Origin of the sequence: Thiemannella venezuelensis (assembly GCF_014203605.1) — a bacterium.
GTDB lineage: Bacteria > Actinomycetota > Actinomycetes > Streptosporangiales > Streptosporangiaceae > Planomonospora_A > Planomonospora_A venezuelensis.
Genome location: NZ_JACHJJ010000001.1, coordinates 464,362 through 483,752 on the forward strand (window position 1 = coordinate 464,362; position 19,391 = coordinate 483,752).

Consider the following 19,391-nt stretch of genomic DNA (forward strand, 5'->3'; position numbering starts at 1 on the left):
CACAAGTTAGTAATTCTTGCCCGATCGCTTAGCGATTCTTACGGGAACACTCCGGCGGTCGGGACGGTTGTGCACGTCGGAGAAAGTGCCAGGAGGAGGTTCACGATGGGCTGGTTGTTCGGCAAGGACAAGACTTCCATGGTGTCCCCGGAGAACGCGCTCCCGGGCCGCGAGGCGACGATGCCGGTGCCCGCGCGGCACGCGGTCCTCGACGCCCCGCTCGCCCCGCCGTACCCCGAGGGCACCGAGATCGCCGACTTCGCCCTGGGGTGCTTCTGGGGCGCCGAGCGCAAGTTCTGGCAGACCCCCGGCGTCGTCTCCACCTCGGTCGGCTACGCGGGCGGATACACCCCCAACCCCACCTACGAAGAGGTCTGCACCGGCCTGACCGGTCACACCGAGGTCGTCCGCGTGGCCTTCGACCCGGCCGAGGTCTCCTACGAGGAACTGCTGCGGGTCTTCTGGGAGGCCCACGACCCCACCCAGGGCATGCGCCAGGGCAACGACGTCGGCACCCAGTACCGCTCGGCGGTCTACACCCACTCGCCCGAGCAGGAGAAGGCGGCCCTCGCCTCACGGGACGCCTACGAGAAGGTGCTCGCCGACGCGGGGTACGGCCGCGTCACCACCGAGATCGCCCCGGCCGGTGACTACTTCTATGCCGAGGAGTACCACCAGCAGTACCTTTTCAAGAACCCCGGCGGCTACTGCGGCATCGGCGGCACCGGGGTTTCCTGCCCGGTGGGCATCGCGCCTGCGGGTGAGTGAACCGGGAGGTCTTCAACGAGGTCTCGGTCCTCTGGGCCGAGCACAGCGGGCAATGGTGTCCCGACGACCTGCGTGACTTCGCGATCGACGGCAGGCCGGTCATGTTGCTCGACCTCTACATGGCAGGGTGCCTGACCAGCTACGTCGGCAGTCGGCAAGGCGAGCTGCCGGCTGATCAGCTACGGACCGTACGCGAGTGCGCCCGTGATCTGCGGGCGCTCTTGCCCCGTGTCCGCCGCCGTGGGAACCGTCCGTACGTGGCACGCCTGCTCCGGATAGCCGACCTGATCCTCGGCGATGCAACCCACCAGGAGTCCTCACTCTAGGTGGTGGCGGCGAGGATTTTCTCTACAGGGTCAAGGCGACCCGCCTGCGGCGGCGCGCCAGGCGGCCAGCGGGCCGGTCACGCGGCTCTCCGGCCGGTCCCGGCCCGCGCCGCCCACGCGCTGATGTCCCGCCGGGGGAGCGCTTGGGCCGGGAAAGCCTTCCGGCAGGTCGTATTGATCTCTGCCGGAGGCGGCCGCCGTCAACGGCAGCCCGCGAACCATTGCATGGTTTCGGCGAGCCCTTCCCAGTGCGTGTACGCCTCAGGAGCGAGCACCTCATCGTGGGGACGTGGCCGGACCGGACCCGTCAGAGGTTCATGCCTGTTGGTTGCCTCTACCTAGTCTGACAGGGAGGGGATGGGTTCCGGTCGGTGAGCTCGATTCGCTACCGGTGCATTCGACGCAGCGGCTCAGGTTGTCCCACTTCACCGAGGGCCGTGAGTGGCCGTACGTTGGCTGAGCAGGAGAACGCGCCCTCCTCGGATCACGGGAAGGGCGCATTCTCGATCGCCGTTTGGCCTTGCAAGTGGGTCGGTGACTTGTGGAGCCGCTACGCGGTTGTGGTGAGAGACCTGAGACGCTATCCCCGTGAGGAGGCGCCGTGCTGCGGAAGCTGCTATGGAAGAGGAGGAAGAGGGCGGTCCTTCACCATCCCCTGGAGCGTCTCTTGACGGCTCTTGCTCAGCAGGTGCTGGACCTGGCCGAGCAGGAAGCCCGCACCCGGGGCGACGACCGCGCTACCGCAGAGCACCTCCTGACGGGGTTGGCTCGACTGGATGAGGGTGTGGCCGTCAGGACGCTCAGCAGTCTTGGCATCGATATCGACGCTACACGCAGCCGGGTGGCAAGGGCGGAGCTGGGCCGCATTGTCGAGCGGGCCCGCTGTGAGGCTGCCGAACTCGGTCACCGATACATCGGGACCGAGCACCTCCTACTCGGCGTCATCTGTGAGGAAGGAACCGAGGCTCTGGGCGTCAGCCTCCACCAGGCCCGCGATCAGGTCATCAAGGTGCTCCATGGTCGCGTCTTCTGAAATAGCCGGTCGTCAGTCGTATACGCCTTGCTGGCGGAGGAACTCATCGTGCGCCGCGCGTCGGACGCCTCGCGGGGGAGGCCCGCTGGTGTTGGTCCGGTAGACGTGGCTCACGGTTCCCGGACGTAAGACGCCGCCTTGGGCGGTAGGCACGCGATCGGTATTGAGGGCGTCGGCGACCGACCGCCAGGTCTGCCCGCTGTCCCGAATGGTGATGATCCGCTCCACCACTTCGTCAGGTGGCAGGCGGGGACGGTCCAGCCGTACGCCCCTCGCCCGCGCGGCGGCCAGCCCTTCCCTGGTGCGTCGCGAGATGGGTTCTCGCTCCGGCTCGGCGAACGCTGAGTCGCCTGCGCCCGGCAAAGTCGTTGCCTGAAGCGAAGCGCCGCCGCCGGCAGTACTTGTTCAAGAACCTCGGCGGCCGGTACGGCACCAGCGTCAAATCGGGTGGCCCGTCCGAGTGGGCCTGCAGACGGGCCTGACGGGCTCGGAGACGAGGGACCGGGGTGGGTGCTCGCCTGAGTCGACGCGTGCACGTACGACCTCGTGGATCCGCACCCACTCGGGCCGCGTCGGGTCGTGGTCGATCATGCGGGCAACTGCAGGCGGCTGCGTACGGCATGCACGGGACGCGCCCACGATCACCGAGCGTGCTTCCCCGTCCGCCCGGTCACGTACGAGCCGATCGGCCCCGGCGGGCAGAGGGTGTTGCAGAGACATACAAGCCGATCTCAAGCATGATCCCCTACACCTGGGGATGTGAACACGATCCATCCGCGGCAGCGCCGATCATTGTCTCGCCGTACCCTGCTCCTGGGCGGGCTCGGCGCCCTGGCCGCCGTCGGTGTGCCGATCACGGCCGCCTGCACCCCCGGCCCCGCAGCAAACGCCGCCGACTTCGCACTGAGCGCCACTCTCACCGGCCACGACAGCTTCGTCTTCTCGGCGGCGTTCAGTCCGGACGGCAAGACCCTCGCCACCAGCAGCGCCGACAGCACGGTGCGGTTGTGGGACGTGGCCGGCCGCAGCACCGTCGCCACTCTCACCGGCCACACCAGCAGTGTCTTCTCGGTGGCGTTCAGTCCGGACGGCAAGACCCTCGCCACCGGCGGCCTCGACAAGAGTGTGAAGTTGTGGGACGTGGCCGGTCGCAGCGCTCTCGCCACTCTCACCGGCCACACCAGCGAGGTCTACTCGGTGGCGTTCAGTCCGGACGGCAAGACCCTCGCCACCGGCGGCCTCGACAGCACGGTGCGGTTGTGGGACGTGGCCGGTCGCAGCGCTCTCGCCACTCTCACCGGCCACACCGGCACTGTCTCCTCGGTGGCGTTCAGCCCGGACGGTGAAACCCTCGCCACCGGCAGCGCCGACAAGAGTGTGAAGTTGTGGGACGTGGCCGGCCGCAGCGCTCTCGCCACCCTCACCGGCCACACGGACCATGTCCACTCGGTGGCGTTCAGCCCGGACGGTGAAACCCTCGCCACCGGCGGCAACGACAAGAGTGTGAAGTTGTGGGACGTGGCCGGCCGCAGCGCTCTCGCCACCCTCACCGGCCACACGGACCATGTCTATGAGGTGGCCTTCAGTCCGGACGGTGAAACCCTCGCCACCGGCGGCCTCGACAAGAGTGTGAAGTTGTGGGACGTGGCCGGCCGCAGCACCGTCGCCACTCTCACCGGCCACACCGACTCCGTCACCTCGGTGGCCTTCAGCCCGGGCGGCGAAACCCTCGCCACCGGCGGCAACGACAAGAGCGTGAAGTTGTGGCAGGCCCGCTGATCCCGTAGGTCATCACCGCTGCAGCCTTACCGCCGCAATCCGGTCCGATCCTTCCCGGAGACCGCGATCGCGGCCGTGGGCTGGTGGCCGGGCGGTGGCCTCGAGACGCTGCGTCACGGGTGCGCGTGCGGCATCACCCGATGAGGCGTTTGCGCCAGTCGAGGGGGGTGACGGCGATGCTCCGCGCGGGATCGCCGTTCCACTCCACCGAGAGGCCGGTCTCTCTGAGCGCGGCCACGACCTCCCGGCCGATGGACGCCGTCGTATCCGGTGAACCGTCGAACCCGCCGTACAGGAGTGCCAGCCCGTGCCCGGCAGCGGCCGAGTCCGTGCACTGGCTGTGGAAGTAGACATAGCCGCGGGCGTCCGGCGAGCCTGCCGCTCCGATCTCCGCCTGGCCGCAGGTGCGGCAGCAGGTGAAGTCCTCCCTCGCCGTGATGCCTGAGGCCTCCAGGGCGGCGAAGGCCCGGCCGAGCCGTTCCGGATCCGTCTCCCCCCGCCAGGAGGCCTGCTCCTCGACGCGGTCCAGCCACATCCTGTCCACCAGCAGGCGTGCCTGGCCGGGGGAGACCGGCCGGCGGTCGCCTGAGACGAGGTAGTCCTCCGCGAGCCCGGCCAGTTGCGCCCGCGTCGCGTAACCGCCCACGATCACTTCACGGACGCGCGCATCGAGCCGTGCGCGTTCGTCCTCGTCAAGATCGAGCGGGGGCGGAGGCTCGGGGGCACCCAGGTCCAGCGCGGTCCAGTCCAGTCCGGAACCCCAGTCGTCCTCCAGTCGCGCCCACCGGGTCATGGCCGCGATCACCGGGCCGGGTCCGCCGAGTGTCGCCTGGAAGTGCCGATCGGGCGCCCCGTCGCGGTGTTCCAGCACGTAGTCGCCCCCGTCCTCGTGCCACACCTGGATGAAGACCTCGGGCAGGTCGGGAATCCGCTGGACCACCAGGAACCTGTCGTCCCGGCCTCCCAGCCGGCCGACCAGTCCGGCGAGTTCCCCGGCGTCCGCCCGGACGTGCCGGCGGCCTTCCTCTGTCAGCACGGTGATTGCGAACATACCGGCCACTCTGGCACAGGGCACGGACAGACGATCATCAGCATCCGTCCTCAGCCCGCCCGCGTCACCGCCGGCCGACCTGCCGGAGCGGTACGCCCGTGCCGCGACGGGCAAGGGGCACGAGTGCCTCGCCGTGAACAACGACGTGGATCTGCGGCTGCCGTACCCGGGTTCGGGCGGGATCAGTGGTAGGCCAGGTTGACGCCCAGGGCGGCCACCGCCAGGGAGAAGAACAGGGCCCAGGCGCCGAAGTCGTGGTCGCGGGCGCGCAGGTGGGCGCCGAACGCGCCGAGGAAGTACAGCACGAGGCCGCCGGCGGCGAGCGTGCCCAGCACCGGTACGGCGAACCCGGCCAGCAGGCCCAGTGAGCCCGCGGCCAGCAGGGCGCCCAGCGGGAGCGTCCAGGACCGGGGCACGCGGAGCTTGTCCGCCTGCCTCTTGGGGTAGTCGTGGCCGATGAGGTTGGCGACGGCGGCCACGGCGATGACGGCTGAGGTGAGGAGGGTGACCACGACGTAAGCGGTGAACATCGAGGACTCCTTTCCGTGAGGGATGACGGGCTGCTGTCCGTCCTGCAGACGCGGCCCCCTGCCGGGGACGTGACATGCATCCGTACGAAGCGGGACGCCGGGCCGGGGCCCGGTGGCGTTCGGGGGCGCGTCGGCCGTCGTCCCGGCGGGGTTGGCGGGGTAAACCGTTGGACGCGTCCCGCGGAGGGCGAGCAGGATGCGTTCGGAAGGGTCGTCCCGGCGCACCTGCCGGGCGCCGGTGCCACCGGCGTCCATCGGGGGCCGGGCTCTCCGGCGGACGGGAGAAGCGCCATGGAGCTCCACGAGTACGCGAGGTACGACGCCGTCGGGCTCCGCGAGCTGATCGGCAGGGGCGAGGTCACCGCGGCGGAGGTGGAGGCCGTGGCGCGGCGGGCGCTCGAATGGGCCGATGCCAGGGTCAACGGCCTGACCATGCCGGTGTTCGGGACCGCGCTCGGCCACTGCGGCGACGGCCCGCTCGGCGGAGTGCCGTTCCTGATCAAGGACCACGGCCCGGTCGCCGAGGGGGTGCCGTTCTCCCTGGGCAGCCGCGCCCTGCAGGAGGTCGCGGCCTGGCACGACACCGATCTGATGAAGAGGTTCAGGGCCGCCGGGCTGGCCACGCTCGGGGTGACCACGGTGCCGGAGATGGTGGTGGACTTCGTCACCGAGTCGGACAGGTACGGGATCACCCGCAACCCCTGGGACCTGGACCGCACCCCGGGCGGGTCGAGCGGCGGCGCGGCGGCGCTGGTGGCGGCCGGCGCCGTACCGCTCGCGCACGCGAGTGACGGCGCGGGCTCGATCCGCGTCCCCGCCTCCTGCTGCGGGCTGGTGGGCCTCAAACCGAGCCGGGGCCGTGTCACGAGCGGCCCGGACATGGGCGAACCGATGTTCGGGATGGCCTACGAGTTCGGGCTTGCCAGGACCGTCAGGGACGCGGCATGCCTGCTCGACGCGGTGCACGGCCCCGCGGTGGGCGACAAGTACACCGCGCCGCCGCCGCTGCGGCCGTACGTGTCCGAGCCGGGCGCGGACCCCGGCCGGCTGCGGGTCGCGGTGACCACCGCCTCCTGGTCGGGCTCGCCGGTGGACCCGGAGGTGGCCGCCGCCGCGGTCGCCGTGGGGACCGTGCTGGAGGAGATGGGGCACCACGTCTCCGACGGCGGTCCGGTGGTCGACTGGGAGGCGACGGTGCGGGCCATGGACGCCCAGCGGGTCGCGATCGCCTCGACCGTGCTGCTGGCGCCCCGGGAGCCGGACCCGGCCCTGCTGGAGCCCTCGACCAGGCGCATGCTCCAGGACGCGCGGGAGACCAGCGCGCTCGACCTGATCATCGGCTTCCACGCCCAGAACCGGGTGACGCGCTCGGTCAGCGCGTTCTTCACCGGGTGCGACCTGCTCGTCACGCCGGTGCTGGCGCAGTTGCCGGTGCCGCACGGGACGTTCCGCTACGACGAGGAGAACCATCCGGCGCCGGCCGAGCGGCTGGCGAGGATCTTCGACTACGGGCCGTTCACGATGGTGTTCAACGTCTCGGGGCACCCGGCGATCAGCCTGCCGCTGGGGTGGAGCGGGAGCGGCCTGCCGATCGGGGTGCAGCTGGCGGCCCCCTACGGGCGGGAGGACCTGCTCCTGCGGGTCGCGGCTCGGCTGGAGGAGGCCGTGCCGTGGCGGGACAGGGTCCCGGGCGTGTCCGTCCTGCGCGCGAGGTGACGCCCGCCCGACGGTCCCGGGCCCCGGAGGGTCCGGGACCGCGGGATGCTGGGGGCATGACATCAGAGGACCGTGTGCCCGGCGGGACGCCGGGAGTGGACGTGCCCGACCGGCGGGGCCGTACCGGGCTGGACCGGGCGGGGCTGGACCTGACCGGCAACCCCCGGGTGCGGGTGCGGGAGGTGGAGCTCCTCTCGTCGAGCTGGTACGTGCTGCGCAGGACGCGGTTCGACTACCGGCGCTCGGACGGGAGCTGGAGCGTCGAGGAGCGCGAGACCTACGACCGCGGCAACGGCGCGACCGTCCTGCTCTACGACGCCGAGCGGGCGACCGTGCTGCTCACCCGGCAGTTCCGCTACCCGGTCTACGTCAACGGGCACCCCGACGGGATGCTGCTGGAGACCGCGGCGGGGCTCCTCGACGACGACGACCCGGAGACCGCGATCCGGCGTGAGGCGGCCGAGGAGACGGGATACGGGATCGGTGAGGTCCGGCACGTCTTCGACGTCTACATGAGTCCCGGCTCGGTCACCGAGCGCGTGCACTTCTTCGCGGCGCCGTACGGCTCGGAGAGCAGGACCGGCGAGGGCGGCGGGCTGGCCGGCGACGGCGAGGACATCGAGGTGGTGGAGCTGCCCTTCGAGAAGGCGCTGGAGATGGTCGGGACGGGGGAGATCGCCGATGCGAAGACCATCATGCTGCTGCAGTGGGCGGCGCTGTCCGGTCCGTTCGCCCGTCCTACCGGAAAATGACGGCGGTGTCCCGTCCAGGGGTGCGCGGCCGGCGGACGGATTTTATCGTGGGACTGACAAGCGGGCTCCGATAAAAGCGCTTTCCGGATGGGCGTTCCCCGGCCTCCGGTGGATTCGATGGAAAGGCGCGCTGCCTGCCCGGCTGACCTGGTCTGATCCGAGCTTGGGAACGGTCCATAAATGGGCGGCCGACCACGGGAACGGTTACCGGTTGCGACTTAACATCGGCCTTTCGATGTTGTCAAAATGTCATTCACGTTCATCTTCGTCGATGTGGTCGGTTTCTTTACCATGTCCGCATGGACTTGGAAGTGCGCCATCTTCGGGTCGTCCATGCCATCGCCGGGCATGGCAGCATCTCCAAGGCGGCCTCCTCCCTCGGGCTGTCCCAGCCGTCCCTGGCCGGCCAGCTCCAGAGGATCGAGCGCATGCTCGGAGGACGCCTCTTCGAGCGGGTCCCCGAGGGGAGCCGCCCCACGCCGCTGGGTGAGTGGATCATCGAGCGCTCCAGCTCGATGCTCCACGCCTTCGACACCCTGCAGCGCGACGCCCGCCACTACGTCGAGAGGGGTGCCGGGAACCCGGTGATCCGGGTGGGGTGCGCGGACACGGCCCTGGCCGGTCACGTCAGCACCTGCATGTACGACCTCTTCCCCGACGGGAACTTCACCATCCGCACCGAGGAGTGCCTCGACACCCTGCCCGCGCTCCTGGAGTCCAGGAGGCTGGAACTGGCCGTGCTGGCCGACTACCCCGGCCACGAGCTGGTCTCCTCTCCCGAGGTGGTGTACGAGGCCTCCACCGTCGAGCCGCTCTTCGTCGGGCTCTCCGCCGCCCACCCGCTGGCCGCCCGGGCGGAGATCGACCTGGCGGACCTGGCGGAGGAGAACTGGGCGATGCAGCCCAACGCCGAGACGGGGTACCGCGAGCACTTCTGGACGGTCTGCCACCGGTACGGCTTCGCCCCGCGCCTGTCCTTCTCCGTCAACGGCCCGCTCGCCCGCGACCTGATCAGGGCCGGCAAGTGCGTGGGACTGTTCCTGCCCACCTCCCGGGAGCAGCCGGGCATCGTCGTCCGCCCGCTGGCGGGCTCGCCCCTGCTGATGCGCAACGTCCTGGGCTGGACTCCGTACGGCCTGCCGGCCGGGACCATGGTCTCGCTGGTGAGCGCGGTGATGCGCACGTACTGGAGCGAGGCCGCGAAGGTCCCCCGGTACGCCGAGTGGCTCGAACGGCGCGCCCTGGCCCCGCTGGACGACTCCTTCACCTGCGCGGTGGGGGGCCTATAGGCCGAACCTATGGAGGTCTGGGGGGTTCTGTGACAGGCGGTGCCGATGTCACGTTGGTCACGCCCTGGCCGGCCACGGCTCCTACGTCCCCAACACCCCCCAGGGGACGCGCGAAAGGAGTCATCCAGAGTGAAGACCAAGGTCAAGTTAGGGGCTGCGGCCGTACTGGCCCTCGCAGCCCTGACCACGCCCATGCTCGTGGGCACGGCAGGCGCCGCAGGCATGTCTGCGGCGCCCGGGTCCGACGCCCGCTCCACCGCGACCGACCCGGTGCCCCTCGGCGACGTGCAGGAGAACCGGGAGGCCTTCGCGCCCCCGGACCCCGCCGAGCGCAGGCGCGCGATCGCCAGTGCCGACAAGGCGCTGGCCGCCCAGCCCGGCAGCCTGCGAAAGGCCCCGGAGGACAGGTTCGAGCGGGTCCGCGCCACCGCGGGGACCCGCGGGGTCCAGTACATCCACTACAAGCGGGTCTACGGCGGCCTGCCGGTGTACGGCGGCGACGTGATCGTCGTGACGGACCAGAGCGGTGCCGAGGTGCAGAGCCTCGCCTCGGGCCAGCGCGCGGAGATCACCGTGGACACGCGGGCCGAGGTCAGCGCCAGGGCCGCCGCCGCCACCGCGCGCGGCGAGCTCAGGACCGTCGAGACCGCCGGCAAGCCGGTCCTCGTCGTGCACGCGGCCGCGGCCGAACCCCGGCTCGCCTGGGAGGTGCTGGTCACCGGGCAGGGCGCGGAGGCGCCGAGCGTGCTGCACGTCTACGTGGACGCGAAGACCGGTGCGGTCATCGACAAGGTCGACGAGGTCAAGGCCGGGACCGGGAACGGCCACTACAACGGCAACGTGAGCATCACCACCTCCGGCTCCGGCGGTTCCTACTCGATGACCGACGCCTCCCGCCCGGGGCTGCGCTGCGGCGGCCAGAACGGCTCGGCCTACACCGGCACCGACGACGCCTGGGGCAACGGCCAGGGCACCAACCTGGAGACCGCCTGCGTCGACGCGATGTACGCGGCGCAGAAGGAATGGGACATGTTGCGTGAGTGGTTCGGGCGCAACGGGTTCAACGGAAGCGGGGGCGCCTTCCCCGCCCGCGTCGGCCTCAACGACGTCAACGCCTTCTGGAACGGCTCCTACACCAACTACGGCCACAACCAGGCCAACACCAAGCAGGCCACCCCGATCGACGTGGTCGCCCACGAGTACGGCCACGCGGTCTTCCAGCACTCCGGCAGCGGCGGGGCGGGCAGCGGCAACGAGACCGGCGGCCTGAACGAGTCCACCGGCGACATCCTGGGCGCGCTGACCGAGCACTACATCAACGCGCCGGCCACCTACGACGAGCCGGACTACCTGGTCGGCGAGGAGGTCAACCTGGTCGGGCAGGGCCCGATCCGCAACATGTACAACCCGGGCGCGCTCGGCGACCCCAACTGCTACAGCTCCTCGATCCCCAACACCGAGGTGCACGCCGCGGCCGGCCCGCAGAACCACTGGTTCTACCTGCTGGCCGAGGGCACCAACCCGCCCGGCAAGCCGTCCAGCACCGTCTGCTCCGGTCCGGCGACGCTGACCGGCATCGGCATCCAGAAGGCCGGGCAGATCTTCATGGGCGGCCTGAACACCAAGACCATCCCCTGGAACCACGCCAAGGCGCGGGTGGCCACGCTGAACGCGGCCAAGACGCTGTTCCCGGGCAGCTGCGTGGAGTTCGACGCCACCAAGGCGGCCTGGAGCGCGATCAACGTCCCGGCGCAGAGCAACGAGCCGACCTGCCAGCCCACCGGCAACGACTTCTCGGTCTCGGTCGCCCCGTCCTCCGGCACCGTCGAGCCGGGCGGCTCGGCCACGGCCACGCTCTCCAGCGCGGTCGTCTCGGGCAGCGCGCAGACCCTGACCCTGTCGGCGACCGGGGCGCCCGCGGGCACCCAGGTGAGCTTCAACCCGGCCTCCATCACGGCGGGCCAGAGCTCGACGGTGACGATCAGCACGTCGGCGAGCACCCCGGAGGGGAGCTCCCAGATCGTGCTGAAGGCCACGAGCCCGTCCACGAGCAAGACCGCGGCCTTCGCCCTGACCGTCGACGGCGACGGCGGGCCCGGCCCGGTCGAGCCGCCGGACATCAGCCTCGACAAGGTCAAGGCGCACCTGCAGCAGTTCCAGACCATCGCCACCGGCAACGGAGGCAACCGCAGGTCCACCGGAGCGGGCTACACCGCGTCGGTGACCTATATCGAGCAGAAGCTGACCGCCGCCGGCTACACCGTGCGCCGGCAGGCCTGCACCTCGGGCTGCACCGCCGGGTCCGGGCCCAACCTGATCGCGGACTGGCCCGGCGGTGACGAGAACCAGGTCATCATGGCCGGCGCCCACCTCGACAGTGTCTCGGCCGGTCCCGGCATCAACGACAACGCCTCGGGCTCGTCGGCGCTGCTGGAGGTCGCGCTGACCCTGGCGGAGAAGAAGCCGGAGATGGCCAAGCACGTGCGGTTCGGCTGGTGGACCGACGAGGAGCAGGGTCTCAACGGCTCGGAGTTCTACGTCAACTCGCTCGGCGCCACCGAGCGGAGCAAGATCAAGGTCTACCACAACTACGACATGGTGGGCTCGGTCAACGGCGGCTACTTCATCAACAACATCAACACCGAGGCCGCGCGGTACCTCAAGGAGTTCTACGACGGGCTGAACCTCCGGCCCGAGGAGAACACCGAGGGAGCCAACCGATCCGACGACGCCTCCTTCCGCAACGCGGGCATCGCCACCTCCGGGGTGGCGGCGGGCGCCAGCGCCACCAAGACCTCGGCGCAGGCCTCCAAGTGGGGCGGCACGGCCGGTCAGTCGTACGACCCCTGCTACCACCGGTCGTGCGACACCCTGAGCAACATCAGCGACACGGTCCTGGACCGGGCCTCCGACGCCGCGGCGTACGGGATCTGGAAGCTGGCCGTGGGCGAGGGCACCCCGGGCGAGGACGACTTCTCCGTCTCGGTGAACCCGTCCTCCGGCACCGTCCAGGCGGGCGGCTCGACCACCGCGACGCTGGCCACCGCGGTCACCCGCGGCGCGGTCCAGGACGTCGCGCTCACCGCCTCCGGCGCCCCCGCCGGGGTCACCGTGGCCTTCGACCCGGCGACGGTCAAGGCGGGCGAGAGCTCGACGGTGCGGATCACCGCCGCCGCGGGCACCGCGGCGGGCACCTACCCGATCACCCTCAAGGGGACCGGCGCCTCGGCGAGCCACTCCGTCACCTACACCCTGACGGTCGGCGGGGACGGCGGCGGGCGGGTCTTCACCAACGACACGCCGTTCCAGATCATGGACGGGTACCAGGACGAGACCAGCATCCCGGTCGCGCTCTCCGGCTCCCCGAACTCCACGTTCGAGGTCGCGGCGGACATCAGGCACACCTGCGCGCAGGACCTGCGGCTGACCCTGGTCCAGCCGAACGGGACGGCGCGGGTGCTGAAGTACGAGTCGTACGGCAGCTGCACGCCGTACAACGGGCCGGTGAAGTTCACGGTGAGCAACACCGCCCGCCTCGGCAACGGCACCTGGACCCTGCGCGTCGGCGACTACTTCCGCGGTGACACCGGCACGTTCAACGGCTGGAAGATCACCTTCTAGCCGCTCCCGCACGGAAGGAAGGCGGACCCGGGCGGCCCGGACGGATCTCTCTCCGTCCGGGCCGCCGTCGTCGCGCGGGGACCGTCACCCCTCCCGGACCGTGCTCCGGCCGAGGTAGGTGAGGGGGCCCGGGTCGGGGACCGGGATCTCGTGGAAGCCGAGGCGGTCGTAGAAGGCGCGGGCGGGCGCGTTGGCGGTGACCATGGCCAGGTGCACGGCCGGCACCCCCTTGCGGTGCAGGGCGTCGAGGAAGGCGTTCATCAGCGCGCGGCCGTGCCCCTTGCGCTGGTGGCCGGGGAGCAGGTCGATGTGGAGGTGGGCCGGGTAGCCGGCGGTCTCCGGGACGATCATGCGCTCCGGGCGGTACATGAGGTCGATCATCACCTCGCTCGGGGTCGCGGGCGGCCCGGTCAGGGCGGGGAAGCGTTCTCTCATGCGGGGCAGCCAAGAGGCGCGGTAGGCCGCCACGAAGGCGGCGGTGTCGGCGGTGCCCAGGACGTAGCCGACCGCGCGCTCCCCGTCGTCGAGGACGAAGGCCAGGTCCGGCTCCAGCTCGGCGTAGGGAGCGGCGAAGATGCTGGGCATCAGGTCGAGGTCGGGATAGATGCGCCGTGAGTCCCCGCCCTCGTGCGCGGTCCGCACGCAGATGTCGTAGAGGGCGGCGCGGTCGTCGGGGCGGTAGGGCCGGACGGTCGTCATGGAGGCCATGATGCCTTGTGTGAGAGCGCTCTCACAAGATCCTGCGGCCCGTCGGCGGGTGTTCTCCGGTGAGGCGGAAGTATGTGGTGACCAGGGAGGATCACCCTGTTACCCTCTCGCCATGGCCGAGGTGGAGCTGCGGGGCTGGCGCCCCGACGACGTGCCCGTGGTGCTGGCGGCCTTCCGCTCGCCCGACATGGCCCAGCAGGCGGCCCGTCCGATCGACACCCCCGCCGCGGCGCTGGAGTGGATGGCGTTCTGGGGATTCCGGGACGACGCCCGGGCCTTCGCCGTCACGGTGGCCGGCGAGGTCGTGGGGAACGTCGCGGTGAGCAACATCGACGCGCACGACACCGGCTGGGTCTCCTACTGGACCGCGCCGCACGCCCGGGGGCGCGGGATCGCGGCGGCCGCCGCGGTCAAGCTGGCCGAGTGGGCGTTCACCGAGCGCGGGCTGTTCCGGCTGGAGCTGGGGCACCGGCTGAACAACCCCGCCTCCTGCGCGGTGGCGACCAGGGCCGGGTTCGCGGTCGAGGGGGTCGAACGCGCCAAGCTCAGGTACGGCGGCGAGCGCCACGACGTGGAGCGCCACGCCCGCCTGGCCACCGACCGGTTCGCCGTACCGGGGGCCGGAGGGCGCTGAGAGGCCGGAGCCGCTCCGGAGGGCGGTGCGGGGGAGAGGGGCGATCAGGGGGCTCCCCTCGGAGGGACCCTTCAGCGGGGGCCCCTTCAGCGGGCCCCCTCAGAGGGCCCTGAGACCGGCGAGGACGTCGCGCAGGATGCTCTCGCGGGGGGCGGCGACGGCCGCGGCGGGGATGCGGACGGTCAGCAGGCCGGAGTCGCGCAGGTCGCCGAGGAGCACCTGGACCACTCCGACGGCCAGTCCGGTCGTCGAGGCCGCCTCGGCGACCGAGATCGGCCGGCGGCAGGCGGCCAGGACGCGCCGGTGCTCGGGGGGCAGGTCGGGCGGGGCGGGCCGGATCGCCGAGACCGTGGCGATCAGGTCGAAGCTGTCGCCCCTGGGGCGGGTCCGGCCCCGGGTGACCGTGTAGGGGCGGACGATGGGCCCGGCGTCCTGGTCCATCCAGCGCTCGGTCATTCGCCGTCACCCTCTTCCTCCGCGCGGCGCCAGCCCGCGCGGAACGACGTGAGCACGGTGCTCGGGGAGACCGCCGCGCCGTTTTCGGCATGCCGCGGGCCGGCGGCCTGCCCGTTGGTCTGGGGATCACCGGGGCTTCGCGCGTCCGCGGTGTTCCGGACGCGCCGGGGCAGCCCGCCGGGGCCGGAGCGCGCTCCGGGGGTCCCCGGCGCGGCCCCCTCCCCGGGTACGGCCTCCGCCGCGGGCACGGGGGCCTGCCCGGGCACGGACCGGGAGCCGGGGGCGTGCTCCGGCACGGCCCTGCGGACCCGCTTGGGCAGACCGCCGCCGTCGGCGGGCACCCGCTCGACCTCGACCGTGTAGGAGATCGGGGACTCCGGCGTCAGGGCCGCCGGGACGCGGGGGGCGAGGGGCTCCGGAGCCCGGGCGACCAGCTCGCCGGGGATGAGCACGATCGCGGTGACCCCGCCGAACGGCGACGGCCGCAGGGAGACCCGGATGCCGTGGCGGGCGGCGAGCCTGCCGACCACGAACAGGCCGAGCCGGTCGCTGTCGGCCAGGTCGAACTCGGGCGGTTCCGCCAGCCGCGCGTTGAAGTAGGACATCTCCGCGGGGGTCATGCCGAGGCCGCGGTCCTCCACCTCGATCGCGTAGCCCTTGGCCACCACCTCGCCGTGCACGCGCACCGTGGTGCTGGGCGGGGAGAAGATCGCGGCGTTCTCCACGAGCTCGGCGACCAGGTGGATCACGTCGGTGACGACCGTGCCGACGAGCGCCGGGCCGTGCGGCACGGTGATCGCGACGCGGAGGTAGTCCTCGACCTCCTCGACGGCGGCGCGCACCACGTCGTAGATCGTGACCGGCACCCGCCAGCCGCGCCCGGGGACCGATCCCGACAGGATGATCAGGCCCTCGGAGTGGCGCCTCATGCGGGTGGTCAGGTGGTCCAGGGCGAACAGGTCGTCGAGGACCTCGGGGTCGGTGGTGCGCTGCTCCATCGCCTCCAGCATGGCGAGCTGCCGGTGCAGGAGCGACTGACTGCGCCGGGCCAGGTTCACGAAGACCTTGTTGACGCCCTTGCGCATCTCGGCCTGGCCGACGGCCGCCTCGACGGCGGTGCGCTGGACCGAGGAGAACGCCTCGCTGAGGCTCACGACCTCCGCGGTGGTGCCGTGCTCCAGATCGGGGCTCTCGGACTTCGCGCAGACGTCCTCCCCCCTGCGGAGCCGGGTGACGATGTCGGGCAGGCGCCGGTCCGCCAGGTCGAGGGCCGCCTGCTGCAGGCCGACGAACTCGGTGCTGATCCGGCGGCCGAAGCGCACCGAGATGAAGATCGACGCGGCGACCGCGACCAGGCCGAGCCCGGCCGCGACGCCGATCTGGACCATGATGGCGGCGGCCAGGGGCGAGGCGCGGTCGGCGAGGCGCTGGCTGACGTCGCCGGCGACGCGGTCGAAGGAGTCCGCCAGCGCGGCGGCGCCCGTCGCCCAGGAGACGTCGGCGCGCTTCGCGGTGGGGAAGGCGTCCTCGATCCGCTCGAACGCGGCGGCGGGGGCGGACCGGGCGAGCCGCCGGTAGGACTCCTGGAACTCCGGGTCGAGCTGCTCGAAGCCGATGGAGTAGAGCATCCTGCGGCCGGTGGTCAGTTCGGCGAACCTCGCGCGCTCCCGCGCGCCGACGGGCCCGGCGGCGACCCCGGAGATCAGCGCCGCCTGCTGGCTCAGCAGCTCGCGGCTCCGTCCCACCAGGGTGACGGCCCGGACCTGGTCGATCAGGTCGATGTCGGCGGAGGTCCGCAGCTTCTCGTAGACGTCGAAGGCGAGCTGGATGACGGGGCTGTAGGCGTCGAGGGCGTCCAGCAGGGTGCTGGAGCGGCTGTCCACCCCGCTGCGGGCCTCGGTGAGCCGGTCCGCCGCGGCCAGCAGCCGGACGATCCGCTCCCACAGGGGGTCCGGGATGTCCGCCCGGCTCTCCGCGGCGAGCCGTTCGAGCTCCTCCCGCGCGGCGTTGGTCCGGGTCCGCTGGGCGTCGAGGGCGGAGCGCGAGCCGGAGGGGTCGCCCAGCAGGGTCAGGGAGAGCAGCCGCTCATGCTGGAGCGCGGTGGTGAACGCGCGGGTGGGGACGGTCACGTGGTCGTGGACCGCGCTGACGGCGAGGAGTTCCTGGCCGCTCCGCACGGTGATCGCCGCCGCGAACCCCCAGATCGTCACGAGTGAGACGAGAGGCACCAGGAGCAGGGCGAAGATCTTCGCCTTGATCGAATACTTGCGGCCGGCCATGGTACCTCGCATTGCGGATATGCGCGGTTAACAGTGGCGAAACCCTAGCAATGCCGACGAGATAGGACCAGAGACCCGTGCGATCGGCCGGAAGAAAGGGTTTGTGTCTCCGCGGTGATGCGGAACCCCGGGCCCTCCGGGCACGTCTGTAGTTGTCAGGAAGGGGAGGCGCCCATGATGAGGGTTGCGGAACTGGTCGAGTCGGAGCTGGCCCGCGCGGCGGAGGCGGTGCTGACCAGGGGCGGCGAGCTGGAACGCGCGGGGAGGGTGCAGCTGGTCAGGTTCGGCCCGCGGCTCATGACCGCCGAGGTGGACGACGGCGCCGCGTGCGTGGAGTTCCGCATCGCCGACGGCTCCCTGGAGTGGTACTGCACCTGCGCCGAGGGCCGCCGGGGCGTGTTCTGCGCCCACTGCGCGGCGACGGCTCAGTCGGTCAGGAGGAGGACGGACAAGAACGCCTCCTGCGGCGTGCCGTCGGTGACGGCCTCGGAGAGCACGGTCCGGATCGCGTCGTAGGACGGCCGGTGCGCGCCGCGCAGCACCGACGGCTCCGACCAGACCAGCACGTGCTCGCCCGGCGGCAGCCAGGACAGGTCGGTCAGGCAGTCGTACAGCGCGTCGAGGTTGTGCCCGAAGCGGCCGGGGAACGACAGCGCCTCGGCGATCGCGGTCATGGCCTCGGCCGAGGTGGTGACCGCCGAGCCGTCCAGCCGGTGCGGCGCGACGGCGCCGAGCATCTCCTCGTAAGCCGCCATCGGACCCCGCTCGAACATTCCCCTGGACGTCACCGGCCACCCCCGTACGTTCGCCCTCGCCCTGTCCCGGCAGGCTACCCAGCCGGGAGATCCCGACAAACGGGCAAAAGATTCACTTAACCGACTCTGTGCATATATTTGGGTGGACATCAGTGTCTGGTTGTCTGACAATCAGACCATGAAACTCGCCGTCGTCGGGGCCGCCGTCCTCTGGGGCACCGCAGGGACCGCCGGGCTCCTGGTCGCGGGCGTCGACCCGGTCTCCCTCGCCGCCGCCCGCCTGGTGGTCGGCGGGCTGGTGCTGGCCGCCGCCGCGGGCGCGGCCGTCCGGGTGCTGCCCCGCCGGGGCCTGCTCGCCGCGGCGGCGCTGGGCGTGGCCGCCTACCAGCTCTGCTACTTCGCCGCGGTCAGCCGCACCGGAGTGGCCATCGGCACCGTGGTCGCCATCGGCAGCGGCCCGGTCTTCACCGGACTGCTCTCCTGGCTGCTCGACCGGGTGCCGCCCACCCGGCGCTGGGCCGGGGCGACCGCGGCGGCGATCGCCGGCTGCGCCGTCCTGACCGGCGGGGGAGGCGAGGCCCGCGCGGACGGGATCCTGCTCGCGCTCCTCGGCGGCCTGATCTACGCCGGCTACTCGGTGGCCGCGGCCCGGGTGATCGGCACCGGAGCCTCCTCCGACGCGGTGATGGGCGCGATGTTCGGCGGGGCCGCGCTCGTCATGCTCCCGGTCCTGCTGCACACCGGGACCGGCTGGCTCGCCGATCCGCGCGGCCTGCTCACCGCGCTCTACCTGGGCTGCGCCACCACCGCGCTGGCCTACTTCCTGTACGGCAGGGGCCTGCGCACCACCCCGGTGGCGACCGCCGCCACCCTCGCCCTGGCCGAGCCCGCCGTCGCCACCCTGCTCGGCGTCGCCGTACTCGGCGAGACGCTGACCCCGGTCTCGGCCGCCGGGCTGCTGCTGCTCGGCGGGAGCCTGGTCGTGGTCGCCCTGCCCGGGAGGGAACCGGCAGAATCATTCGCGTGACCCTCCCCATCCGTCCCGTCTCCGCGGTCGCCGCGCTGGCCGACGCGCTCCGCGGCCGGGTGCTCTCCGGCGAGATCGCGCCGGGCACGGCCCTGCCCGAGCAGGAGCTCTCCGCGGTGTACGGCGTGGCCCGCCCGACCGTCCGCGAGGCGCTGGCGGTCCTGGTCCACGAAGGGCTGCTCCGCAGGGAGCGCAACCGCAGCGCCCAGGTGGCCGAGGTGACCGTCGCCGACCTCGACGACCTGATGTTCGTCCGGCGCCCGCTGGAGGACCTGATGGCCCGCTCGCTGGCCGGCCGGCGGGTGGCGGAGGCGGACGGGGCGCTGGCGCGGATGGCCGCGCTGCCCGGCGGCGCCCCCTGGTCCGACGTGGTCGCCGAGCACATGGCGCTGCACCAGGCGCTGATCGTCGCGGTGGGCAGCCCCCGCCTGGAGCGGCTCTACGCCACGCTGGCGGCCGAGACCAGGCTCGGCCTGGTCCGGCTCCGCGCGCTCTACGCCGACCGGGACATGCTGGTGGCCGAGCACCGGGAGCTGCTCGACGCCATCGCCCGGGGCCCGTCCGGAGAGGCCCGCCGCGCGGTCGCCGCCCATCTCGACCACGGCTGGGGCGAGCGCTGACCGTACGACTTGGGCGGTTCTATTGCACGACAAGCCCTCAAGTCGTC

The 19,391-nt window shown here is 71.8% G+C and carries 17 protein-coding genes; 11 read left to right on the forward strand and 6 right to left on the reverse strand.

The window, feature by feature from the left end:
- Window positions 1-105 precede the first annotated feature (105 nt).
- The 3 genes from msrA (at window position 106) to FHS22_RS02380 (ending at window position 3,906) form a co-directional block, all read left to right on the forward strand.
- A complete protein-coding gene (gene msrA / locus FHS22_RS02370) occupies window positions 106-768 on the forward strand; it encodes a peptide-methionine (S)-S-oxide reductase MsrA (protein ID WP_184937896.1) in 663 nt (220 codons plus the stop codon).
- A 927-nt stretch (window positions 769-1,695) separates the two neighbouring features.
- Window positions 1,696-2,127 (forward strand): Clp protease N-terminal domain-containing protein, encoded by a 432-nt coding sequence (locus FHS22_RS02375; protein ID WP_184937898.1) that lies wholly within the window; start codon window positions 1,696-1,698, stop codon window positions 2,125-2,127.
- Between the two features lie 759 nt (window positions 2,128-2,886).
- Window positions 2,887-3,906 (forward strand): eIF2A-related protein, encoded by a 1,020-nt coding sequence (locus FHS22_RS02380; RefSeq protein WP_184937900.1) that lies wholly within the window; start codon window positions 2,887-2,889, stop codon window positions 3,904-3,906.
- Between the two features lie 133 nt (window positions 3,907-4,039).
- Here the strand turns inward: FHS22_RS02380 and FHS22_RS02385 are convergent, their stop codons facing one another.
- Window positions 4,040-4,957 carry a DUF6891 domain-containing protein gene (locus FHS22_RS02385; RefSeq protein ID WP_184937902.1) on the reverse strand — a complete coding sequence of 306 codons (918 nt, stop codon included), beginning with the start codon at window positions 4,955-4,957 and terminating at the stop codon, window positions 4,040-4,042.
- Between the two features lie 182 nt (window positions 4,958-5,139).
- The gene (locus FHS22_RS02390; protein WP_184937904.1) at window positions 5,140-5,487 is read right to left on the reverse strand and encodes a DoxX family protein; all 348 of its coding nucleotides are present in this window, start codon (window positions 5,485-5,487) and stop codon (window positions 5,140-5,142) included.
- 291 nt (window positions 5,488-5,778) lie between these two features.
- Here FHS22_RS02390 and FHS22_RS02395 point away from each other — a divergent pair, with 291 nt between their 5' ends.
- The 4 genes from FHS22_RS02395 to FHS22_RS02410 all read left to right on the forward strand — a co-directional run bounded on the left by FHS22_RS02395 (window position 5,779) and on the right by FHS22_RS02410 (window position 12,865).
- Window positions 5,779-7,203 (forward strand): amidase, encoded by a 1,425-nt coding sequence (locus tag FHS22_RS02395; protein WP_184937906.1) that lies wholly within the window; start codon window positions 5,779-5,781, stop codon window positions 7,201-7,203.
- A gap of 56 nt (window positions 7,204-7,259) precedes the next feature.
- The gene (locus FHS22_RS02400; protein ID WP_184937908.1) at window positions 7,260-7,955 is read left to right on the forward strand and encodes an NUDIX domain-containing protein; all 696 of its coding nucleotides are present in this window, start codon (window positions 7,260-7,262) and stop codon (window positions 7,953-7,955) included.
- A gap of 299 nt (window positions 7,956-8,254) precedes the next feature.
- Window positions 8,255-9,244, forward strand: coding sequence for a LysR family transcriptional regulator (locus FHS22_RS02405; protein ID WP_184937909.1), 990 nt, complete (start codon window positions 8,255-8,257; stop codon window positions 9,242-9,244).
- A 129-nt stretch (window positions 9,245-9,373) separates the two neighbouring features.
- Window positions 9,374-12,865, forward strand: a complete 3,492-nt coding sequence (locus tag FHS22_RS02410; RefSeq protein ID WP_338047559.1) for a M28 family peptidase — start codon at window positions 9,374-9,376, stop codon at window positions 12,863-12,865.
- 84 nt (window positions 12,866-12,949) lie between these two features.
- Here FHS22_RS02410 and FHS22_RS02415 read toward each other — a convergent pair whose 3' ends face one another.
- On the reverse strand, window positions 12,950-13,564 hold the full coding sequence (locus FHS22_RS02415) for a GNAT family N-acetyltransferase (protein ID WP_184937911.1): 615 nt from the start codon (window positions 13,562-13,564) through the stop codon (window positions 12,950-12,952).
- 121 nt (window positions 13,565-13,685) lie between these two features.
- Here FHS22_RS02415 and FHS22_RS02420 point away from each other — a divergent pair, with 121 nt between their 5' ends.
- On the forward strand, window positions 13,686-14,207 hold the full coding sequence (locus tag FHS22_RS02420; protein WP_184937913.1) for a GNAT family N-acetyltransferase: 522 nt from the start codon (window positions 13,686-13,688) through the stop codon (window positions 14,205-14,207).
- A gap of 99 nt (window positions 14,208-14,306) precedes the next feature.
- Here the strand turns inward: FHS22_RS02420 and FHS22_RS02425 are convergent, their stop codons facing one another.
- Together FHS22_RS02425 and FHS22_RS02430 are read right to left on the reverse strand one after the other, a co-directional pair.
- On the reverse strand, window positions 14,307-14,663 hold the full coding sequence (locus FHS22_RS02425) for a DUF742 domain-containing protein (RefSeq protein WP_184937915.1): 357 nt from the start codon (window positions 14,661-14,663) through the stop codon (window positions 14,307-14,309).
- The gene (locus FHS22_RS02430) at window positions 14,660-16,942 is read right to left on the reverse strand and encodes a sensor histidine kinase (protein WP_184937917.1); all 2,283 of its coding nucleotides are present in this window, start codon (window positions 16,940-16,942) and stop codon (window positions 14,660-14,662) included. The genes FHS22_RS02425 and FHS22_RS02430 overlap by 4 nt, the downstream gene beginning before the upstream one ends.
- Window positions 16,943-17,116: 174 nt before the next feature.
- Here FHS22_RS02430 and FHS22_RS02435 point away from each other — a divergent pair, with 174 nt between their 5' ends.
- Window positions 17,117-17,458, forward strand: a complete 342-nt coding sequence (locus FHS22_RS02435) for a hypothetical protein (protein ID WP_184937919.1) — start codon at window positions 17,117-17,119, stop codon at window positions 17,456-17,458.
- Here FHS22_RS02435 and FHS22_RS02440 read toward each other — a convergent pair.
- Window positions 17,368-17,730, reverse strand: coding sequence for a barstar family protein (locus FHS22_RS02440; protein WP_221473088.1), 363 nt, complete (start codon window positions 17,728-17,730; stop codon window positions 17,368-17,370). The genes FHS22_RS02435 and FHS22_RS02440 overlap by 91 nt on opposite strands.
- 145 nt (window positions 17,731-17,875) lie before the next feature.
- Between FHS22_RS02440 and FHS22_RS02445 the strand changes: the two genes are divergently transcribed.
- Both FHS22_RS02445 and FHS22_RS02450 read left to right on the forward strand, forming a co-directional pair.
- Window positions 17,876-18,724 (forward strand): DMT family transporter, encoded by an 849-nt coding sequence (locus tag FHS22_RS02445; protein WP_184937920.1) that lies wholly within the window; start codon window positions 17,876-17,878, stop codon window positions 18,722-18,724.
- Entirely contained in the window at window positions 18,721-19,344 is a 624-nt protein-coding gene (locus FHS22_RS02450; RefSeq protein WP_184937922.1) for a GntR family transcriptional regulator, read from the forward strand. The genes FHS22_RS02445 and FHS22_RS02450 overlap by 4 nt, the downstream gene beginning before the upstream one ends.
- The last annotated feature ends 47 nt before the right edge of the window (window positions 19,345-19,391 follow it).

Excerpts from the sequence above, each read along its gene's own strand:
- msrA (WP_184937896.1), top strand. The coding sequence starts at position 106 with ATGGGCTGGTTGTTCGGCAAGGACAAGACTTCCATGGTGTCCCCGGAG.
- FHS22_RS02385 (WP_184937902.1), bottom strand. The coding sequence starts at position 4,957 with ATGTTCGCAATCACCGTGCTGACAGAGGAAGGCCGCCGGCACGTCCGG.
- FHS22_RS02390 (WP_184937904.1), bottom strand. The coding sequence starts at position 5,487 with ATGTTCACCGCTTACGTCGTGGTCACCCTCCTCACCTCAGCCGTCATC.
- FHS22_RS02395 (WP_184937906.1), top strand. The coding sequence starts at position 5,779 with ATGGAGCTCCACGAGTACGCGAGGTACGACGCCGTCGGGCTCCGCGAG.
- FHS22_RS02400 (WP_184937908.1), top strand. The coding sequence starts at position 7,260 with ATGACATCAGAGGACCGTGTGCCCGGCGGGACGCCGGGAGTGGACGTG.
- FHS22_RS02405 (WP_184937909.1), top strand. The coding sequence starts at position 8,255 with ATGGACTTGGAAGTGCGCCATCTTCGGGTCGTCCATGCCATCGCCGGG.
- FHS22_RS02415 (WP_184937911.1), bottom strand. The coding sequence starts at position 13,564 with ATGACGACCGTCCGGCCCTACCGCCCCGACGACCGCGCCGCCCTCTAC.
- FHS22_RS02420 (WP_184937913.1), top strand. The coding sequence starts at position 13,686 with ATGGCCGAGGTGGAGCTGCGGGGCTGGCGCCCCGACGACGTGCCCGTG.
- FHS22_RS02425 (WP_184937915.1), bottom strand. The coding sequence starts at position 14,663 with ATGACCGAGCGCTGGATGGACCAGGACGCCGGGCCCATCGTCCGCCCC.
- FHS22_RS02430 (WP_184937917.1), bottom strand. The coding sequence starts at position 16,942 with ATGGCCGGCCGCAAGTATTCGATCAAGGCGAAGATCTTCGCCCTGCTC.
- FHS22_RS02435 (WP_184937919.1), top strand. The coding sequence starts at position 17,117 with ATGATGAGGGTTGCGGAACTGGTCGAGTCGGAGCTGGCCCGCGCGGCG.
- FHS22_RS02445 (WP_184937920.1), top strand. The coding sequence starts at position 17,876 with ATGAAACTCGCCGTCGTCGGGGCCGCCGTCCTCTGGGGCACCGCAGGG.